Annotated in this window: 18 protein-coding genes; 17 read left to right on the top strand and 1 reads right to left on the bottom strand. The window is 49.7% G+C overall.

Annotated elements, in window-relative coordinates; genetic code table 11:
- The first annotated feature begins 179 nt into the window (after positions 1–179).
- The 17 genes from ACLPHM_RS06955 (at position 180) to serB (ending at position 18,159) form a co-directional block, all read left to right on the top strand.
- Positions 180–1,310 (top strand): porin, encoded by a 1,131-nt coding sequence (locus ACLPHM_RS06955; RefSeq protein ID WP_430220509.1) that lies wholly within the window; start codon positions 180–182, stop codon positions 1,308–1,310.
- Between the two features lie 743 nt (positions 1,311–2,053).
- A complete protein-coding gene (locus tag ACLPHM_RS06950; protein WP_430220508.1) occupies positions 2,054–2,413 on the top strand; it encodes an NADH-quinone oxidoreductase subunit A in 360 nt (119 codons plus the stop codon).
- Between the two features lie 50 nt (positions 2,414–2,463).
- Positions 2,464–2,940: a NuoB/complex I 20 kDa subunit family protein gene (locus tag ACLPHM_RS06945; protein ID WP_135861460.1), complete on the top strand. Its 477-nt coding sequence runs from the start codon at positions 2,464–2,466 to the stop codon at positions 2,938–2,940.
- 33 nt (positions 2,941–2,973) lie between these two features.
- The gene (locus ACLPHM_RS06940) at positions 2,974–3,585 is read left to right on the top strand and encodes an NADH-quinone oxidoreductase subunit C (RefSeq protein WP_430220507.1); all 612 of its coding nucleotides are present in this window, start codon (positions 2,974–2,976) and stop codon (positions 3,583–3,585) included.
- A 5-nt stretch (positions 3,586–3,590) separates the two neighbouring features.
- Complete coding sequence (locus ACLPHM_RS06935; protein ID WP_430220506.1) at positions 3,591–4,844, top strand: NADH-quinone oxidoreductase subunit D; 1,254 nt, start codon at positions 3,591–3,593, stop codon at positions 4,842–4,844.
- A 30-nt stretch (positions 4,845–4,874) separates the two neighbouring features.
- Positions 4,875–5,369, top strand: coding sequence for an NADH-quinone oxidoreductase subunit NuoE (gene nuoE, locus ACLPHM_RS06930; RefSeq protein WP_135861485.1), 495 nt, complete (start codon positions 4,875–4,877; stop codon positions 5,367–5,369).
- Positions 5,366–6,730 carry an NADH-quinone oxidoreductase subunit NuoF gene (nuoF, locus tag ACLPHM_RS06925; RefSeq protein WP_430220505.1) on the top strand — a complete coding sequence of 455 codons (1,365 nt, stop codon included), beginning with the start codon at positions 5,366–5,368 and terminating at the stop codon, positions 6,728–6,730. Before nuoE ends, nuoF begins: the two co-directional genes overlap by 4 nt.
- Positions 6,731–6,745: 15 nt before the next feature.
- Positions 6,746–9,076: an NADH-quinone oxidoreductase subunit NuoG gene (gene nuoG / locus ACLPHM_RS06920; RefSeq protein WP_430220504.1), complete on the top strand. Its 2,331-nt coding sequence runs from the start codon at positions 6,746–6,748 to the stop codon at positions 9,074–9,076.
- Positions 9,077–10,150, top strand: coding sequence for an NADH-quinone oxidoreductase subunit NuoH (gene nuoH / locus ACLPHM_RS06915; RefSeq protein WP_166407822.1), 1,074 nt, complete (start codon positions 9,077–9,079; stop codon positions 10,148–10,150).
- 20 nt (positions 10,151–10,170) lie between these two features.
- Positions 10,171–10,659: an NADH-quinone oxidoreductase subunit NuoI gene (gene nuoI, locus ACLPHM_RS06910; protein ID WP_135861454.1), complete on the top strand. Its 489-nt coding sequence runs from the start codon at positions 10,171–10,173 to the stop codon at positions 10,657–10,659.
- Positions 10,660–10,677: 18 nt separating this feature from the next.
- Positions 10,678–11,313, top strand: a complete 636-nt coding sequence (locus ACLPHM_RS06905) for an NADH-quinone oxidoreductase subunit J (protein ID WP_430220503.1) — start codon at positions 10,678–10,680, stop codon at positions 11,311–11,313.
- The gene (gene nuoK / locus ACLPHM_RS06900) at positions 11,313–11,621 is read left to right on the top strand and encodes an NADH-quinone oxidoreductase subunit NuoK (protein WP_430220764.1); all 309 of its coding nucleotides are present in this window, start codon (positions 11,313–11,315) and stop codon (positions 11,619–11,621) included. Before ACLPHM_RS06905 ends, nuoK begins: the two co-directional genes overlap by 1 nt.
- 16 nt (positions 11,622–11,637) lie before the next feature.
- Entirely contained in the window at positions 11,638–13,644 is a 2,007-nt protein-coding gene (gene nuoL / locus ACLPHM_RS06895; protein ID WP_430220502.1) for an NADH-quinone oxidoreductase subunit L, read from the top strand.
- Positions 13,641–15,143, top strand: a complete 1,503-nt coding sequence (locus ACLPHM_RS06890; RefSeq protein ID WP_430220763.1) for an NADH-quinone oxidoreductase subunit M — start codon at positions 13,641–13,643, stop codon at positions 15,141–15,143. The genes nuoL and ACLPHM_RS06890 overlap by 4 nt, the downstream gene beginning before the upstream one ends.
- A gap of 9 nt (positions 15,144–15,152) precedes the next feature.
- Entirely contained in the window at positions 15,153–16,643 is a 1,491-nt protein-coding gene (gene nuoN, locus ACLPHM_RS06885; RefSeq protein ID WP_430220762.1) for an NADH-quinone oxidoreductase subunit NuoN, read from the top strand.
- A gap of 10 nt (positions 16,644–16,653) precedes the next feature.
- Positions 16,654–17,205 (top strand): DUF2818 family protein, encoded by a 552-nt coding sequence (locus tag ACLPHM_RS06880; RefSeq protein WP_430220501.1) that lies wholly within the window; start codon positions 16,654–16,656, stop codon positions 17,203–17,205.
- A 102-nt stretch (positions 17,206–17,307) separates the two neighbouring features.
- Entirely contained in the window at positions 17,308–18,159 is an 852-nt protein-coding gene (gene serB, locus ACLPHM_RS06875; RefSeq protein WP_430220500.1) for a phosphoserine phosphatase SerB, read from the top strand.
- Positions 18,160–18,232: 73 nt separating this feature from the next.
- Here the strand turns inward: serB and ACLPHM_RS06870 are convergent, their stop codons facing one another.
- Positions 18,233–19,084 (bottom strand): DMT family transporter, encoded by an 852-nt coding sequence (locus tag ACLPHM_RS06870; protein ID WP_430220499.1) that lies wholly within the window; start codon positions 19,082–19,084, stop codon positions 18,233–18,235.
- Between the last annotated feature and the right edge of the window lie 69 nt (positions 19,085–19,153).

Here is a 19,153-nt window from a genome sequence, read left to right as displayed (position 1 = left end):
GTGTATAGACTACAGAACAGGGACTTTATGCAGGGTAATCACATCAAACAATAGTCAACGCGGCGGAATTTTGATGCAATAGCTCTAACTTCCCATTGCGGAGTTAGAAAGAGCAGTAGCACCTACATGTTGTGAGTGGCTGCTCTGATTTACTCAAAAAATCCACGGAGATTTCATACATGAAAAAGACTCTGCTCGCTGCTGCTTTGATGGCCGGTTTCGCTGGCGTTGCTCAGGCAGAAACTTCCGTAACTCTGTACGGTATCGTTGATACAGGCTTGGGTTACACACAGTTCAAAGATAAAGATTCTGATGCTAAAGCAACTCGCACAGGTTTCTACGACGGCGTTCAGTCCGGTAACCGTTGGGGTCTGCGCGGTAGCGAAGATCTGGGCGATGGTCTGCGTGCTGTTTTCACATTGGAAAGCGGTTTCAAACTGACAGACGGCCAATCCCTGCAAGGTGATCGTTTGTTCGGTCGTGAAGCAACTCTGGGTCTGGCTGGCGACAGCTGGGGTTCCTTGGTTTTCGGTCGTCAACAAAACGTAGCTTCCCGCTACATTGCTGACATCGCTAGCCCATTTGGCGATTCCATGGAGTTGGCTGCAATCGGTAAAACATTTACCTCCGCAGCAACTGTTCGCGCAGACAACACAGTTGTGTACGCAACACCTAACTTCAACGGTTTTGACTTCGCTATTGGTTATTCCTTCAACGTTGATGGTCAGCAAGAGTGGAACATCAAAAATACAGGTCAAGCCAACCCTAAAGACGACAACCAGAAATTGGTAACTACAGGTCTGCGTTACGCTAACGGTCCTGTAGCCGTTGCTGTGTCTTACGACAACCTGAAAGCTAGCAACTGGGATAAATCCGTACAAGCTTGGAACTTGGCTGGTAGCTACGACTTTGAAGTTGTAAAACTGCACTTGGCCTGGGGTCAAGAGCGTAACGGTACTCTGTCCACACGTGGCGTTAAATTCAACGACGACTTCGATGCACGTTTCGGTGGCGGCGGCAACGACATGAAAGACTACAAAGTTAATAACTTTGCGGTTGGTGTAAGTGCTCCTGTTGGTGCGGCTGGTAAAGTAATGGCTGGTTGGGCAATGTCTCGTGCTAGCAGCAATGACTGGTACAACGATACATACGAAGGTCAGAAGAAATCTCAGAACCTGTTCAGCTTGGGTTACACATACAATCTGTCCAAACGCACCAACGTATATGCAGTTGGTACATACGGTACAGGCTACATGTTCCAAGACGTACGTGCTACACAGGCTATCGTAGGTCTGCGTCACCGCTTCTAATCATGCCGCATGGCTTAGCCATGTATCATGATGGCCTGCTTCGGCAGGCCAATGCGAAATGCTTAGGCATGGAAAAGCCACTCTTCGGAGTGGCTTTTTTTATGCTTAGGATAAATGCAGTCTTGTTTTGACTAACGCATGGTTGTAATGCTTTGCGGGTATGAGGAGGAGGCTGAGGGTTGATGAGTGGGAGTGGCGGCATGTGTATGTTGGTTGGTCGTCGTTATGTTGGGGTGTGATCCCAGGCTGGGCGTAGAGGGTCTATTCCACTTGAGAGGTGGTTGTGTGTAGTGCAGGCTCCTGTGTTTCTTTGTCCTGTGCTAACTGGTAGTTCGGTGAGTGTTTTGTTTTTGGGCAAACTCTATGACTGATAATTCTTAAATTCCAGCTGTGGATGGGTTGTGTTTTTGGGTTGATGTTGGCTTCGGTTAAGGGCTTATTTGGGTTGTTTTGGTGCGTTGTGTTAGGGTAGGAGTGTGGCATTTATTACGGTGAAAGCACTGTATTTCCTCACTTTTCTTTAAGCTAAAAGTCAGCTGACACCTTTTGTAATGAATTAAGTCGGGCTGTGGCAACGTAGTTGTAATATTGGTACAGCGCCTAAAAGGCAGTGCTCATAAGCTTTTTTTTTATAAAAAAGCGTCTGGCCGGTCTAATTTGAGTTAGCCCAAGGGTTATAGGCTCAAAGGGCAGATGAAAATGCTACAATCCAAGGGTTTACTTACTGTGAATGGGTGTGTTGCATGAATCTGCAGAATTATTTCCCCATCTTGCTATTTGTCCTGGTTGCGACGGGTATTGGTGGGGCATTGTTAGCGGCTGGCCGTGTTTTGGGGCCACATCGTCCTTACGATGAAAAGCTATCACCTTATGAGTGCGGTTTTGAAGCCTTTGGCGACTCCCGCATGAAGGTGGATATCCGCTATTACCTGATCGCCATTTTGTTCATTATGTTTGATCTGGAAATTGCTTTCCTGTTCCCGTGGGCAGTAGCCAACGGCGTGATTGGGATGGTGGGTTTCTGGTCTGTTCTAGTTTTCCTAGGCATTTTGACAGTGGGCTTTTTGTACGAATGGAAAAAAGGCGCCCTGGATTGGGAATAAGCATTTTGCGCATACCCTCAAGGGTAGGCGTCTGCTAAAGGCAAAAAACTATGGCTATAGACGGCATTTTGAAAGAAGGTTTTATCACTACCAGTGCAGACAAGTTGCTGAACTGGGCGAAAACAGGTTCCATGTGGCCGATGACATTCGGGCTGGCCTGTTGTGCGGTAGAGATGATGCATGCGGGTGCTGCCCGCTATGACTTGGACCAATTTGGTATCATTTTCCGCCCAAGCCCTCGTCAGTCTGATTTGATGATTGTGGCTGGTACTTTGTGCAACAAAATGGCGCCTGCCTTGCGCAAAGTGTACGACCAGATGGCTGAGCCGCGCTGGGTGGTTTCCATGGGTTCCTGTGCTAACGGCGGTGGCTATTACCACTACTCTTACTCGGTTGTGCGTGGTTGTGACCGCATTGTGCCAGTAGACGTATATGTGCCGGGCTGTCCGCCCACTGCCGAAGCGCTGGTCTATGGCCTGCTGCAGGTGCAGAATAAAATTCGTTTAACCAACACCATCGCGCGTTAAGCGTCGGGTCTGTTTTAGCTAGGTACGTACATCATGACACGACTAGAAACGCTACAAAAAAACATTCTCGCCGTATTTGGTGAAGAAGCTGCGCTGACACTGGATCGCAATGAACTGACACTAGAAGTGCCGGTAAGCGATTGGGTGCAAACCTGTGCCACTCTGCGTGACCATAAAGATTTGTCCTTTGAAATCTGTATGGATCTGTGCGGTATGGATTACTCAGCATGGCGTGCTCCCACTTACGACTTTGATCCCTCCTTGTTCCCACATCGCTTTGCAGTAGTGATTCACTTGCTGTCAGTTAAACATAACTGCCGCATGCGCGTACGCTGCTTTGTGCCGGGTGATGACTTCCCCGTTTTACCTACACTGTTCCACGTATGGCCCACAGTGAACTGGTTCGAACGTGAAGCCTTCGACTTGTACGGCATTGTGTTTGAAGGTCACCCAGATCTGCGCCGCATTCTTACCGATTACGGCTTTATCGGTCATCCCTTCCGCAAAGATTTCCCTATCTCCGGCTATGTGGAAATGCGTTACGACGCAGAACAGAAACGGGTTATCTATCAGCCTGTCACGATTGAGCCGCGTGAAATTATTCCACGTGTGGTTCGCGAAGACGATTACGGAGTGGGGCGCTAAGTATCATGGCAGAAATTCAGAATTACACGCTAAACTTTGGTCCTCAACACCCGGCCGCACACGGTGTGCTGCGTCTGGTACTTGAATTGGACGGCGAAGTTATTCAACGCGCTGACCCACATATTGGTCTGTTGCATCGCGCGACAGAAAAACTGGCCGAACACCGCACGTTCTTGCAAGCATTGCCCTATATGGATCGCTTGGACTACGTGTCTATGATGGTGAATGAGCACGCTTACTGCTTGGCAGTAGAGCGCTTGATAGGGGTTGAAGTTCCTCTACGTGCTCAGTACATCCGCGTGATGTTCGACGAAATTACCCGTATCCTGAACCACTTGATGTCTGTAGGTTCGCACGCGCTAGACGTGGGTGCGATGGCGGTGTTCTTGTACGCGTTCCGTGAACGTGAAGATTTGATGGATGCATACGAAGCTGTGTCTGGTGCGCGTTTGCACGCGGCATACTACCGTCCAGGTGGTGTGTACCGTGATCTGCCAGATACTATGGCTTTGTACCAAGGTAATAAATACCGCAGCGAGAAAGAGCTGAAAGCGATGAACGAAGCACGTTCAGGCTCGTTGTTGGATTTCTTGGAAGACTTTACCGATCGCTTCCCTGCATGTGTTGATGAGTACGACACCTTGCTGACGGATAACCGCATTTGGAAACAGCGTTTGGTAGACGTCGGTATCGTGACTCCTGAGCGCGCTAAAGCACTGGGCTTTACTGGCCCTATGCTGCGTGGTTCTGGTGTGGAGTGGGATACACGTAAGACACAGCCTTACGAAGTATACGATCGCATGGAGTTCGATATTCCTGTGGGTACTAACGGTGACTGTTATGACCGTTATTTGGTACGTATGGCTGAAATGCGTGAAAGTAACCGCATCATTCGCCAGTGTATCCAGTGGTTGCGTAACAACCCAGGTCCAGTGATTACCGACAACCATAAAGTGGCACCTCCTTCACGCGAACGCATGAAGACAGGTATGGAAGATTTGATCCACCACTTTAAATTGTTCTCCGAAGGCATGCACGTTCCATCAGGCGAGGTTTACGCTGGTGTTGAGCATCCTAAAGGTGAGTTCGGGATTTATTTGGTGTCAGATGGTGGTAACAAGCCTTACCGTATGAAGATTCGTGCACCTGGTTTTGTGCACTTGCAGTCGCTGGACGAAATGTCCCGTGGCCACATGATTGCTGACGCTGTCACGATCATTGGTACACAGGATATCGTGTTCGGCGAGATCGACCGCTAAGGCATCACCATGGAAGAACGGAATCAAACTATGCTGCTTTCCGAAAAAGCTTATCAAAGCATCGACAAGGAACTGTTGAAGTTCCCCGATGACCAAAAACGCTCAGCCATTATGGCCTCCTTGGCGATTGCCCAGCAGGAATTGGGTTGGGTGTCTACCGAGGTAATTGAAGACGTGGCGAACTACTTAGGTGTACCAGCGATTGCGGTACAGGAAGTAGCTACCTTCTACAACATGTTCCAGACACGTCCTGCTGGCCGCTACACCATTTCTGTATGCACCAACTTGCCTTGCGCGTTGCGTGATGGCGTGAAGTCTGGTGAATACCTAAAAGAAAAACTGGGTGTGGAGTACGGTGAGACAACTGCTGACGGCATGTTCACTGTGATTTCTGGCGAATGCATGGGCTCCTGTGGTGACTCACCCGTTATGTTGGTGAATAACCAGCATATGTGTGTGCGCATGGAAGCTGAGCGTATAGACGCTATGTTGGATGGGCTTAGAAAACAGGGAGAGTCGGCATGAGCGCGCCTGATATCTTGAAGCAACTGTCGCAAGGCCTGACACCTGATCCCGCCAATGATTTGTCGCGCAGCATGATTTTTCATGGCCGCCATATCCAACCTCAAATGTTGGCTGACCTAGACGGATCGAACTGGGGCTTGGAAGACTACGTTAAGCGTGGTGGTTACGAGGCTCTGCGTAAAGTTGTGACAAGCATGACACCTGATGAGGTGATTGCTGAGGTTAAAGCGTCTGCGTTGCGTGGTCGTGGTGGTGCGGGTTTCCCCACAGGGTTGAAGTGGAGCTTTATGCCCCGTACATTGCCAGGTCAAAAGTACTTGGTGTGTAACTCTGATGAAGGTGAGCCAGGTACATTTAAAGACCGTGACTTGCTACGCTTTAATCCGCATATTGTGATTGAAGGTATGGCTATTGCTGCATATGCCATGGGCATTAGCGTTGGCTATAACTACATTCACGGCGAAATTTTTGAAGTCTACCAGCGCTTTGAAGAAGCGTTGGAGCAGGCGCGTAAAGCCGGTTTCTTGGGTGACAAACTGTTTGGCACCGATTTCAACTTCCAATTGCATGCGTTCCACGGTTACGGCGCATACATTTGCGGTGAAGAAACTGCCTTGTTGGAATCATTAGAAGGCAAGAAAGGCCAACCGCGTTTCAAACCACCATTCCCAGCTAGTTTTGGTTTGTACGGCAAACCGACCACCATTAACAATACGGAAACCTTTGCGTCAGTGCCTTGGATCATCCGTAATAGTGGTCAGGCCTACCAAGAAATTGGTTTGCCTAATGCTGGCGGTACAAAGATTTTCTCAATTTCTGGTGACGTGCAACGTCCTGGTAATTATGAAATCCCATTGGGCACACCATTCTCAACACTGTTGGAATTGGCTGGCGGCATGCGCGAAGGTCGCAAGCTTAAAGCGGTGATTCCTGGTGGATCGTCTGCGCCGGTATTACCAGCAGACATCATGATGGCCACAAACATGGACTATGACTCCATCGCCAAAGCAGGCTCTATGCTGGGTTCTGGTGCGGTGATTGTGATGGATGACACACGTTGTATGGTGAAAAGCCTGCTGCGTTTGTCGTACTTCTATCAGCACGAAAGCTGTGGTCAATGTACTCCGTGCCGTGAAGGTACTGGTTGGTTGTGGCGCATGGTTCATCGTATCGAGAACGGTAAGGGTAGACCTGAAGATCTGGATATGTTGGACGAAATTGCCCAAAACATCATGGGTCGTACGATTTGTGCGCTGGGGGATGCGGCGGCTATGCCAGTACGCAGCTTCATCAAACATTTCCGCGACGAGTTCGCACACCACATCGAGCACAGTGACTGTGTGGTGCCCAAATATTTGTAGGCTCAGGACGAACTAATGGTAGAACTCACCATCGACGGCATCAAACTGGAAGCTCCTGAAGGCAGCATGGTTATCCAAGCTGCACAGGACGCTGGGGTGTATGTGCCGCACTTCTGTTATCACAAAAAACTAAGCATTGCGGCTAACTGCCGTATGTGTTTGGTTGATGTTGAAAAAGCCCCTAAACCTTTGCCTGCGTGTGCGACACCAGTGACAAACGGTATGGTGGTACGTACACGTTCGGAAAAAGCCATCGCTGCACAGAAAAGCGTGATGGAATTCCTGCTGATTAATCACCCATTGGATTGCCCGGTTTGTGACCAGGGCGGTGAATGTCAGTTGCAGGATTTGGCCGTAGGTTATGGCGGCTCTGAATCCCGCTATCAGGAAGAAAAACGTGTGGTCGTGGCCAAAGAAATGGGTCCACTGATCTCCACAGAGGCTATGCAACGTTGCATTCACTGTACACGCTGTGTGCGTACTGGCGAAGAAATCGCTGGTCTGCAAGAAGTGGGTATGTTGAATCGTGGCGAACACGCTGAAATTACAACGTTCGTGGGCCGTGCTGTAGAGTCCGAGTTGTCCGGTAACATGATTGACGTGTGCCCTGTTGGCGCGCTGTTGTCTAAACCGTTCCACTTCAAAGCACGTACATGGGAATTGGCTCGTCGCCATTCCGTCAGCCCGCACGACAGCATGGGTGCAAACCTGGTTGTGCAGTCCAAGATGGACCGCGTGTTACGTGTAGTGCCTTTTGAGAATGACGCGGTAAACGAGTGCTGGATCAGCGACCGTGACCGTTTCTCTTACACAGGTTTGTACACCGAAGACCGTCTGACACATCCGATGATTCGTGGTAGCGACGGTACATGGCGTGAAGCGTCGTGGAGCGATGCCCTACAACACGTAGTGGCCGCGATGAATGCAATACGTGAAAAATTCGGTGCAGATCAAATTGGTGGTTTGGGTAGCCCAACTGCTACAACGGAAGAGTTGGCCTTGTTGGCACGTTTGATGCGTGCTCTAGGCTCTGAAAACGTTGACTTCCGTCTGCGTCAGATTGATGCACGTTTGGATCAAGCATTGGCAGGTACTCCATGGTTGGGTATGCCAGTGACTCAGTTGAACGAGTTGGATCGTGTTCTGGTCGTAGGTTCGTTCCTGCGTAAGGATCACCCATTGATGGCACAACGTCTGCGTCAGGCTGTGAAAGCGGGTGCGCAAGTGTCCTTCATCGATTCTGCTGCTGATGATCCGCATTTTGCGCATATCCACCAGCGCATGACAGTGGCTCCTAGCCAAATCGCTAATGCAGTAGCTGAAGTAGCTGTAGCCTTGGCTGAAACTGCTGGTGTAGCCGTTCCTGCCGAGTTGGCTGGTGTTCAAGTTAGCGCAGAAGCACGACGTATTGCTGAGAGCTTGAGCTCCGGCGAGAAAGTAGCTGTGTTCTTGGGTAACGTTGTAGTGTCCAGCGATCAAGCTAGCGTCATTGCAGCCAATGCTTCTGCAGTGGCTACTGCAGCGAAAGCAACATTGGGCTGGTTGACTGCAGGTGGTAACACGGTTGGCGGTTACTTGGCTAACGCTGTGCCTGCAAACGGTGCATTGACTGCTGAGCAAATGTTGGCGCAAAGCCTGCGTGCTTACTTCGTACTGCACACAGAACCAGCTTTTGATAGCGACTACGGTGCACGTGCAGTGGAAACACTGAAAGCAGCAGCGTTGTCCGTAGCCTTGACTCCATTCCGCAGTGCGGCAGAAGAGTGGGCTGATGTGATGCTGCCAATTGCTCCCTTTACAGAAACTTCAGGTTCTTTTGTGAACGCTGAAGGTCGTGTACAGAGCTTCAAAGGTGCGGCAGCTCCTCTGGGTGAAACTCGTCCAGGTTGGAAAGTGCTACGTGTATTGGGTAACTTGTTCCAGTTGGATGGTTTTGATGACGAGACTTCCGAGTCCGTTCGCGACACCGTATTGGCAGCTGGTATTGAGTCCCGCCTGAACAACACTATCAATGCTAAACCAGCATTGGTTGCTGCTGCTGAAGGTCTAGAGCGCGTCACTGATGTACCTATTTACCGCACTGATGCGTTGGTACGTCGTGCTGAACCATTGCAGCAAACACCTGCAAGTGCGTTGCCTACAGCACGCATGAATGCTGTCACACTGGAAAAAATGTCGCTGGCTGACGGTGAAAGTGTACGTGTACGTTCTGCTCAAGGTGAAACCGTCTTGCCAGTTCAATTGGATGACACGGTGGCATCGGGTTGCGTACGTATTGCGACCGCGTTTGCAGAAACTGCATCGTTGGGAAGCAGCTTCGGTCAACTGACAGTGGAGCGTGTCTAAATGGAACTGCTGACTACTATTCAAAACTTCGGCGAAGGTTTGATTGGTCCTACCGCATGGTATGTGGTGTGGACACTGATCAAAATCGTATGTATCGCTTTGCCGATCATTATCTGCGTTGCCTACCTGACATACTGGGAACGTAAGATGATTGGTTTCATGCACGTTCGTAAAGGTCCAAACCGCGTGGGTCCACGTGGTTTGCTGCAGCCTTTTGCTGACGTGTTCAAGTTGCTGACCAAAGAAGTGATTGTGCCTAGTAAGGCCAACAAAGTGCTGTTCTTCTTGGGCCCAGTTGTAACACTGATGCCGGCGTTAGCGGCATGGGCGGTGATTCCTTTTGGTCCAGAAGTGGTATTGGCCAACATTAACGCTGGTCTGCTGTATATCTTGGCGATTACATCGCTGGGTGTATACGGTGTGATCGTGGCCGGTTGGGCATCTAACTCCAAATACGCATTGTTGGGCGGTCTGCGTGCAGCGGCTCAGGTGTTGTCTTACGAGTTGGCAATTGGTTTTGTGCTGATTACTGTCTTGTTGGTATCCGGTACATTGAACCTAAGCGAAATCGTACTGGGTCAAGACCGTGGGATGTTTGCCGATAGCGGTTTGAACTTCCTATCTTGGAACTGGTTGCCACTGTTGCCATTGTTTGTGGTTTACGTGATTTCTGCTGTGGCAGAAACCAACCGTCACCCGTTTGACGTGGTGGAAGGTGAGTCCGAGATCGTGGCGGGCCCAATGGTAGAGTACTCAGGTATGGGTTTTGCTCTATTCTTCTTGGGTGAATACGCCAACATGATCTTGTTGTCGGCTCTGGCATCCATCATGTTCTTGGGTGGTTGGTTACCAATCGTTGACTTTGCACCCTTTACCTGGATTCCAGGCTGGTTGTGGCTGGGTCTGAAAACCTTTGTTGTAGTGTCAATGTTCATTTGGTTCCGTGCGACATTCCCACGTTACCGCTATGACCAGATTATGCGTTTGGGCTGGAAAGTCTTCATCCCGCTGACAGGTATCTGGTTATTGGTGGTCGCGATCTGGATGCAGACGCCCTGGAACATTTGGCAATAAGGCTCGGGGGCTAAATAATTATGGAAGCGATTAAAGACTTTTTTGGCAGCCTGATGCTGTCCGAGATGCTGAAGGGTATGCGTCTAACCGGGCGTTACTTCTTCCGCCGCAAAATTACGCTGCACTACCCACAGGAAAAAACGCCTACATCGGCGCGTTTCCGTGGCTTGCACGCATTGCGCCGCTATCCCAATGGTGAGGAGCGCTGCATTGCCTGTAAATTATGCGAAGCAGTTTGCCCGGCCTTGGCCATCTCCATCGAATCCGATGAGCGTGCTGACGGCACACGTCGTACCACGCGTTACGATATCGATTTAACTAAATGCATTTTCTGCGGTTTTTGTGAAGAAAGTTGCCCAGTTGACTCCATCGTGGAAACACATATCCACGAATACCATGGGGAAAAACGTGGTGACCTGTACTTCACAAAAGAAATGTTGTTGGCAGTAGGTGACCGTTACGAGTCCGAAATTGCTGAGCGACGTGCCGCTGATGCGCCTTACCGCTAAGACAGGAGCAGAATACTCATGTTTTCAACGATTCTGTTTTATGTGCTGGCGCTGGTCATTGTGGTTGCTGCGTTCCGTGTGGTCACGGCGCGCAGTCCAGTGACTGCCGTACTGCATTTGATTTTGACCTTTTTTACGGCAGCTATGCTGTGGATCACGATGGGCGCCGAGTTCTTGGGCCTATTGTTAATCGTGGTCTACGTTGGTGCGGTAATGGTGATGTTCTTGTTTGTGATCATGTTGTTGGATGTGCGCATGCCGTCCATGACTGAGCACTTCAAGGCCTATATGCCTGTGGGCTCCATTGTGGGTCTGATTATGATTGCCGAAATGGCGATTGTATTGTTGCGCGCTTGGGTGGAAACGCCTGCGGCTGCTGTAATGCCTGAAAACTACAACAACACGAAAGTGCTGGGTGTGCTGATGTACACCGAGTATGTGATGGCTGTACAAGTTGGTGGGGTAATCCTGCTGGTAGGTATGGTAGCGGCTATTGCACTGACATTGCGTCGTCGTGCCGATGTGAAGCGTACGGTTTCCTCTAAACAAGTGAAAGTTCGTGCTGAAGACCGTCTGCGTCTAGTAAGCATGACGGCACAAGTGGAACAACCGTCTACCGCTTCAGAAACTAACAGCGCTGGAGATAAACAATGATGACACTAGGGTTGACGCACTATCTGATATTAAGTGCGGTCCTGTTTACTATCGGTTTGCTGGGTTTCTTTTTTAATCGCCGCAATCTGCTGATCCTCTTGATGTCTGTCGAGCTGATCCTGCTTTCCGCGAACATAAACTTCGTTGCATTTTCTACCTGGTCAGGAGACGTTGCAGGGCAGGTTTTTGTTTTCTTTGTGTTAACCGTTGCAGCTGCTGAAGCAGCTATAGGTCTGGCAATTCTGGTATTGCTGTTCCGTAACTTGCAATCGATTAGCGTAAACAAACTTGACCAGCTCAAGGGTTGATGGGATCGCACATACTATGAACTCACCAAGTCTTTATTTACTCATTGCATTGGCTCCCCTGGTCGGGGCCATGGTGGCTGGCCTGTTTGGTACCGGTTTTCTGGGCCGTTTTATCGGCAAGAAAGCGGCACACAGCATCACCATTTTGGGTGTGTTGATTTCCTTCATCGGTTCGGTGATGGTGTTGATGCAGACCATTGATGGTCAAACCTACAACGGTGCTGTGTACACATGGGCCACTATTGGTAACGTAAGCTGGGAAATCGGTTTCCTGATTGACCGCTTGACTGCGCTGATGATGGTTGTGGTTACTTCCGTATCGCTGATGGTGCACATTTACACCATTGGCTATATGGCTGAGGACCCAGGCTACCAACGTTTCTTCTCTTACATTTCGCTGTTTACCTTCTCGATGTTGATGCTGGTCATGTCTAACAACATGCTGCAGTTGTTCTTCGGTTGGGAAGCAGTGGGTCTGGTTTCTTACCTGTTGATCGGTTTCTGGTACGAGCGTAAAACGGCGATTTTCGCAAACATGAAAGCCTTCTTGGTGAACCGTGTTGGTGACTTCGGTTTTGTGCTGGGTATTGGTTTGCTGTACGCCTACACAGGCAGCATGCGTTACGACGATGTGTTCGCGCATGTAGCACAACTGAGTACCATGACATTCCCAGGTACAGACTGGCAATTGCTGACAGTGGCATGTATTGCGCTGTTCGTAGGTGCTATGGGTAAATCCGCTCAGGTGCCTCTGCACTCTTGGTTGCCTGACTCCATGGAAGGTCCTACACCTATCTCCGCGTTGATTCACGCGGCGACGATGGTGACAGCAGGTATCTTCATGGTGGCTCGTTTCTCACCTGTGTACGAACACTCCACCACGGCGTTGTCCATGATCATTGTGATCGGTGCAATTGGTGCGTTGTTCTTGGGTGCTTTGGGCATTATCCAAAACGATATTAAACGTGTTGTGGCGTACTCCACATTGTCCCAGTTGGGTTACATGACTGTGGCACTGGGTGCATCAACATACTCCGTCGCGATCTTCCACTTGATGACACACGCCTTCTTTAAAGCGTTGCTGTTCTTGGGTGCCGGTTCTGTGATTATCGGTATGCACCACAATCAAGATATCCGTGCAATGGGTGGGCTGCGTAAATACATGCCTATCACATGGATCACATTCTTGATCGGTACGTTGGCATTGGTTGGTACGCCGTTCTTCTCCGGTTTCTACTCCAAAGAAAGCATCATTGAAGCGGCACACGCTGCTGCCGAAGCTGGTTTGTGGGGTGCAAACTTCGCGTACTACAGTGTGCTGATTGGCGTGTTTGTGACATCGCTGTACTCTTTCCGTCTGTACTTCTTGGTATTCCACGGTAAAGAAAACTTCCGCAATCCTTCTAAAGAAGCGTTGGGCGATCACCATGCGCTGGAAGGCAATCCACACGAGTCCCCATGGGTGGTGACTGTACCGTTGCTGTTGTTGGCTGTGCCATCCATCATTACCGGTATCTGGTTTGTAGATCCATTGCTGTACGGTAGTTTCTTTGACAACATCATTACTGTTCATCCAGAAGAGCACCCAGCAATTGTTGAGTTGGCTTCCGGTTGGAAAGGTTGGATGGAATACGCATTGCACGGCTTTGTGACATTGCCATTCTTCTTGGTGGTAGCGGGTATGGTCGTAGCATGGTATTGCTACCTGATTAACCCAGCTGTGCCGGCCGCGATCAAACGCAACACTGCGTTTATCAACAAGGTCATGGAAAACAAATACTACGTGGACTGGTTCAACGAACAGGTCATTGCTCGCGGTGCTCGTTGTTTGGGTACTGGTCTCTGGAAAGGGGCAGATGCAGGTCTGATTGACGGTCTGATCGTCAACGGTAGCGCGCGTTTAGTAGGTTGGGTTGCTGCGGTGTCTCGCCGTATTCAATCCGGTTTCATCTACCACTACGCTTTTGCCATGATCATCGGTATTGTGGTGCTCCTGACATTCTTTGTGCTGACGGTTAAATAATGGCAAGCGATATGGTGTCTTCAACATTTCCCTGGTTATCGCTCGCAATCTTTGTGCCCATTGTTGCTGGCCTTTTGGTGCTGGCACTGGGGCGCGATGATCGTGCTAACTTCACGCGTACACTGGCGCTGATTGGTGCGGTTGCGAGTTTCTTGGTAACAATTCCGCTGTACACAGGTTTCGACCCTAGTACAGCTGACCTACAGTTTGTAGAACTGACTCCCTGGATCGAGACGTTTGCCGTCAACTACCACTTGGGTGTGGATGGTATTTCGCTGTGGTTCGTATTGCTGACAGCCTTCATCACTATTATTGTGGTGTTGGCAGGCTGGGAAGTGATTAAGGATCGTGTTCCCCAATACATGGGTGCGTTCCTGATCTTGTCCGGTTTGATGATTGGTGTGTTTGCAGCGGCCGACGGCATGCTGTTCTACATCTTCTTCGAAGCTACCTTGATCCCTATGTACATCATCATCGGGGTATGGGGTGGTCCACGTCGAGTGTACGCATCGTTCAAGTTCTTCCTGTACACCTTGCTGGGTTCTTTGTTGACCCTAGTAGCGTTCATCTACTTGTGGAACGTATCCGGTGGCAGCTTTGATATCAAAACGTGGCACGATGTGGCGTTGCCAATCAAACCGCAAATTCTGATCTTCTTGGCACTGTTCATGGCATTTGCTGTGAAAGTTCCAATGTGGCCTGTACACACATGGTTGCCAGATGCTCACGTGGAAGCACCTACAGGTGGTTCCGTAGTGTTGGCAGCGATCATGCTGAAATTGGGGGCATACGGTTTCTTGCGTTTCTCGTTGCCTATCGCCCCTGATGCATCGCACACGCTGTCCGGTTTCATGATTACTCTGTCTTTGGTTGCTGTGATCTATATTGGTCTGGTAGCGATTGTTCAGAAAGACATGAAAAAACTGGTGGCATACTCCTCCGTTGCGCACATGGGTTTCGTGACACTGGGTTTCTTCATCTTCAACGCCACCGGTATGGAAGGCGCGATCATGCAGATGATTTCCCACGGTTTCGTGTCTGGCGCAATGTTCCTGTGTATTGGTGTACTGTACGACCGTTTGCACTCACGTGAAATCTCTGACTACGGTGGCGTAGTAAGTGTAATGCCACGTTTTGTGACCTTCTTCGTATTGTTCTCCATGGCAAACGCTGGTTTGCCAGGTACCAGTGGCTTTATCGGTGAATTCACTGTGATCATGGGTGCAGTGCAGTACAACTTCTGGATTGGTTTGTTGACTGCTACCGCTCTGATTACCGGTGCTTCCTATTCGCTGTGGTTGCTGAAACGCGTAGCGTACGGCCCCATTACCAATGACAACGTGCGTAGCATGCCTGACCTAAGTGGTCGTGAGTTCTTCATCATGGCTGTGATGGCAATTGCTGTGTTGTACATGGGTGTGTATCCAAAACCGTTCACAGAAGTCATGCACGTTTCGGTTGATGCACTGTTGCAGCATGTGTCTGTATCGAAACTGTAGGCCTGGAAGATTATGGAAAATTCATTTGATTTCGCGTTAGCGCTACCGGAAATTGTGTTGCTGATTTCAGCAGCACTGGTACTGCTGTTCGATGCTTTTAACAAAGGTGAAAACCGCCACAGCACGTTTGTGCTGTCGCTGGTTTCACTGGTGATCGTGGCTTGTGTCACGTTGTGGCAGTGGAATGCCGACATGTACGGCACGTCCTTCAGTGGTTTGTATGTGGTTGACCCGCTGTCACACTTCTTGAAGTTTGTGTCCTACATTGCTGTAGCAGTGACGTTGATCTACGGGCGTGGTTACGCTGAAGATCGTGGTCTGCTGAAAAGTGGTGGTGAGCTTTACACACTGACACTGATGGCCCTATTGGGCCAGATGTTGATGATCTCTGCAGGCAGCTTGTTGATGGCCTACTTGGGTCTAGAGCTGATGTCCTTTGCGTTGTACGCATTGGTAGCCTTGCGTCGTGAGCACCAGCCTTCAGTTGAAGCGGCAATGAAGTACTTTGTGCTGGGCGCATTGGCTTCCGGTATCTTCTTGTACGGTATGTCCATGATTTACGGTGCTACAGGCACGTTGAATCTGGGTCAAATCGCTGCTGCAATTTCTACAGAAGAAGCAAACCATCTGACACTGGTTTTTGGTGTGGTGTTTATCGTGGCTGGTTTGGGTTTCAAACTGACTGCAGCACCATTCCACATGTGGACACCAGACGTGTACCAAGGTGCTCCTACTACCGTAGCGTTGGTGATTGCTGCTGCGCCTAAGTTGGCTGCTGTAGCCATGGCACTGCGTCTGTTGATCGAAGCGTTGCACGGTATTGCTATTGATTGGCAGCCAATGCTGATGTTGCTGGCGATTGCTTCGCTGATCATCGGTAACCTGACTGCGATCATGCAGACCAACTTCAAACGTATGTTGGCGTTCTCTACTGTGTCGCACATGGGTTTCATCTTCTTGGGTTTCATGGCAGGTGTAGGTGCTGATGGTCTGGTAAACGAGGGTGCTTACGGTGCATCGTTGTTCTACGCAGTGATCTATGTACTGACCACACTGAGCACCTTCGGTTTGATGTTGGTATTGAGCCGTCAAGGTTTCGAGTGTGAAAACATTGATGACTTCAAAGGCTTGAACCGTCGTCACCCAATCTTGGCATTCGTTCTGTTGCTGTCCATGTTCTCGTTAGCAGGTATTCCTCCGCTGGCAGGCTTCTACGCCAAACTGGCGATCCTGCAAGCTGTAGTGGGTGCAGGCTACATCAGCGTTGCGATCGTCGCAGTGATCATGTCTTTGATTGGTGCTTTCTACTACCTGCGTGTAGTAAAAGTAGCTTACTTCGACGAACCAGAAGAGAAAAATGCCGAGCCGCTGTCTTTGGGTTGGGTAACTGGCGGCATTCTTTCCTTGAACGGGTTGCTGGTGCTGGTTTACGGTATACTGCCCAGCGGCTTGCTGGCACTGTGTGTGCAAGTTATCCGCGATTCGTTGGTTTTCTACTAAGAGGTAAAGTATGGGACAGGGTACGGCAGTTTGGGTGTTGATTGCACTAGCGTTTATAACGGCTAATCTTCCCTTTCTTATTCAACGTCCCTTGTTCTGTATGCCTTGGCGCCAAGTAGGCGAGGCAGAAGGTGCAACAGCCGTTAGGCTGTTGCGCTTCGTGGTGATGGCAGCACTGGTTGCTGCCGCTGCCTATGCCTCGCACGATTATATTTCCCGTGCTTTTTTCAATAGCAGCACTGTGCTTCTGTTAACAGTAGCAGCAGTGGTGGTAGTGTTTGCGGTGTTGATGTGGTTGCCAGGTTTCTGGCTACGCAGTCAGCCTGCTATTGAAAAAGGTGTGATTACACGTCTTATAGAGTTTGTCATACTGTTTGTGTTGATGGGTGTTCTGGGTTTTGCCTTTGAAGCCAGTCAAGGTAACGTATTTCCGCAGCGTTGGGAGTTCTATGCCATAGGGCTGTGTTTGTATGTGGTGTTAGGCTATCCCGGCTTTGTGTTTCGCTACTTGGTGAAACGACGCCGTGGCGTAGCATCCATGGCAGCAGACGGTTTGTACTAATACGTTATTTTCTTCCGTGTTGTAACCCTTTGAACGACTACTATGCCTATTGATTCGGTTTGGTAGTGTGAGCAAAGGGTTTTCTTTTTGTGCGTACGTATCATGTCACATCTGATTCTTCAGTCTCCATGTCTTAATTCTGTAGCTATAGAGAAAATCGCTGCTTTGGTTAGCGCAAATGGCGTGCAGGAGCTTGGTCCTACCGTAGTGCGTCTGTTGCAAGCAGATGCGAGTTGCAAAGATATAGTGAAAGCAGAGTGCGAACGTAAGGGTATAGACTTCGCTTTTTTGGACAACATTCAACTGCTGCGCGAGTGCCGTATCTTGGCGATGGATATGGACTCCACGCTCATTAATATCGAGTGTATTGATGAAATTGCTGCTGCAGTGGGTCGTAAAGAGCAAGTATCTGCGATCACTGAAGCGGCGATGCGTGGCGAAATTAAAGATTTCTCTGAAAGCCTGATTCGTCGTGTGGCGTTGTTGGAAGGTGTACCAGAGTCTGCATTACAGCAGGTGTATGAGCAGCGTTTAAATCTGAATGCTGGTGCTGAGCGTTTAGTAGGTGAAGCGAAAAAGCACGGTGTACGTACTTTGCTGGTGTCTGGTGGTTTCACCTTCTTTACTGAAAAACTGAAAGCACGCTTGGGTATTGATGAAGCCTACGCTAACACTTTAGAAGTGCGTGATGGCAAGTTGACTGGTCGTGTATTGGGCGATATCTTGGATGCGCAAGCAAAAGCGGATCACGTGACTAGATTGGCTACAGAGTTGAATGCCACACCCGAGCAGATTATTGCTGTGGGTGATGGTGCGAATGACTTGAAGATGATGGCCAAGGCGTATTACTCGGTAGCTTACCGGGCAAAACCGGTAGTGCAAGAGCAAGCACGTTATGCGTTGAATCATGCACCGCTAGACGGCATCATTAACTGGTTTAGACTGAGCTTCTAAATAGCTTGCTCTATGGTATGTATAAAAAAGCCTGCATGTTCATCACATACAGGCTTTTTTGTGTGAATAGTATTTAGGCTTTTCTAAATACCAGCGCTAAACCAGCGAGAATAGCCGCCATCCCCACCAGTGCTAAAGCAGGTAGAGCATTGCCTAGAAACACATAGTCCATAATCACGGTGACAACAGGCACCAAGTAAAACAAGCTAGTGATGTTGACGAGGTTGCCAGAACGTATCATGCGATACAGCAGCAACTGTGCCGCCACAGAAACTACTAAGCCTAGCCATAGCAATGGGATGAGCAAGCCCCAGTCCAGACTCAGTGTTTGGGTTTCAAACGGGAGTACCACGACACACAGCAGCAGAGTCATCACATACTGCAGGGGCAGCACGGCATCAGGTGCTTGTTGAATACGCTTTTGTTGGAGTGAGCCAAAGGTGATGCAAGCTAGCGCTCCTAAGCCGTAAATCAAGCCTAGCGTGGAGATATTCGCGACGGAGGCACCTTGCCATACCACCAGTGCTAAACCGGCCATAGAAAGCAGCAAACCGCTTAATCGCCACACTGAGAAGCGGCGTTCAGTCAGCAGCAACGTAAGCACCGGTTGGGTACCTAAGAGTGTTGCTAAGAGGCCGGGGGTAATGCCGTGCGCCATGGATTGGAAGTAGCAGATGGAGTAGCCGCCTACTAACAGCAAGCCGGTACTGGCCACTTGCAGTCTAGTGCCTTTAGCTGGCCAGATGGGTCTACGTAAACCCAATAGCAGCAAAGCTCCCATGGCTAACGAAAATCGCAGCAGCAATAAGACGGTAGGCGAGGCGTAATCTAGGCCCCAGCGGGTGAAGAGGGCAGCACTGCCCCATAACAAAACAAATAAACCCATGGCCGCGTGTGCTGACCAGGCTGGATTCAAAAATGACATGATGTTCTCATCTAATAGAAACTATATGCGTCAACAATCAGTCGCCCTGTAGGCGATACGTGATAGTCG

The organism is Paenalcaligenes sp. Me131, from assembly GCF_050487225.1.
GTDB lineage: Bacteria > Pseudomonadota > Gammaproteobacteria > Burkholderiales > Burkholderiaceae_B > Paenalcaligenes.
This window is presented reverse-complemented; position numbering and strand designations above follow the sequence as displayed.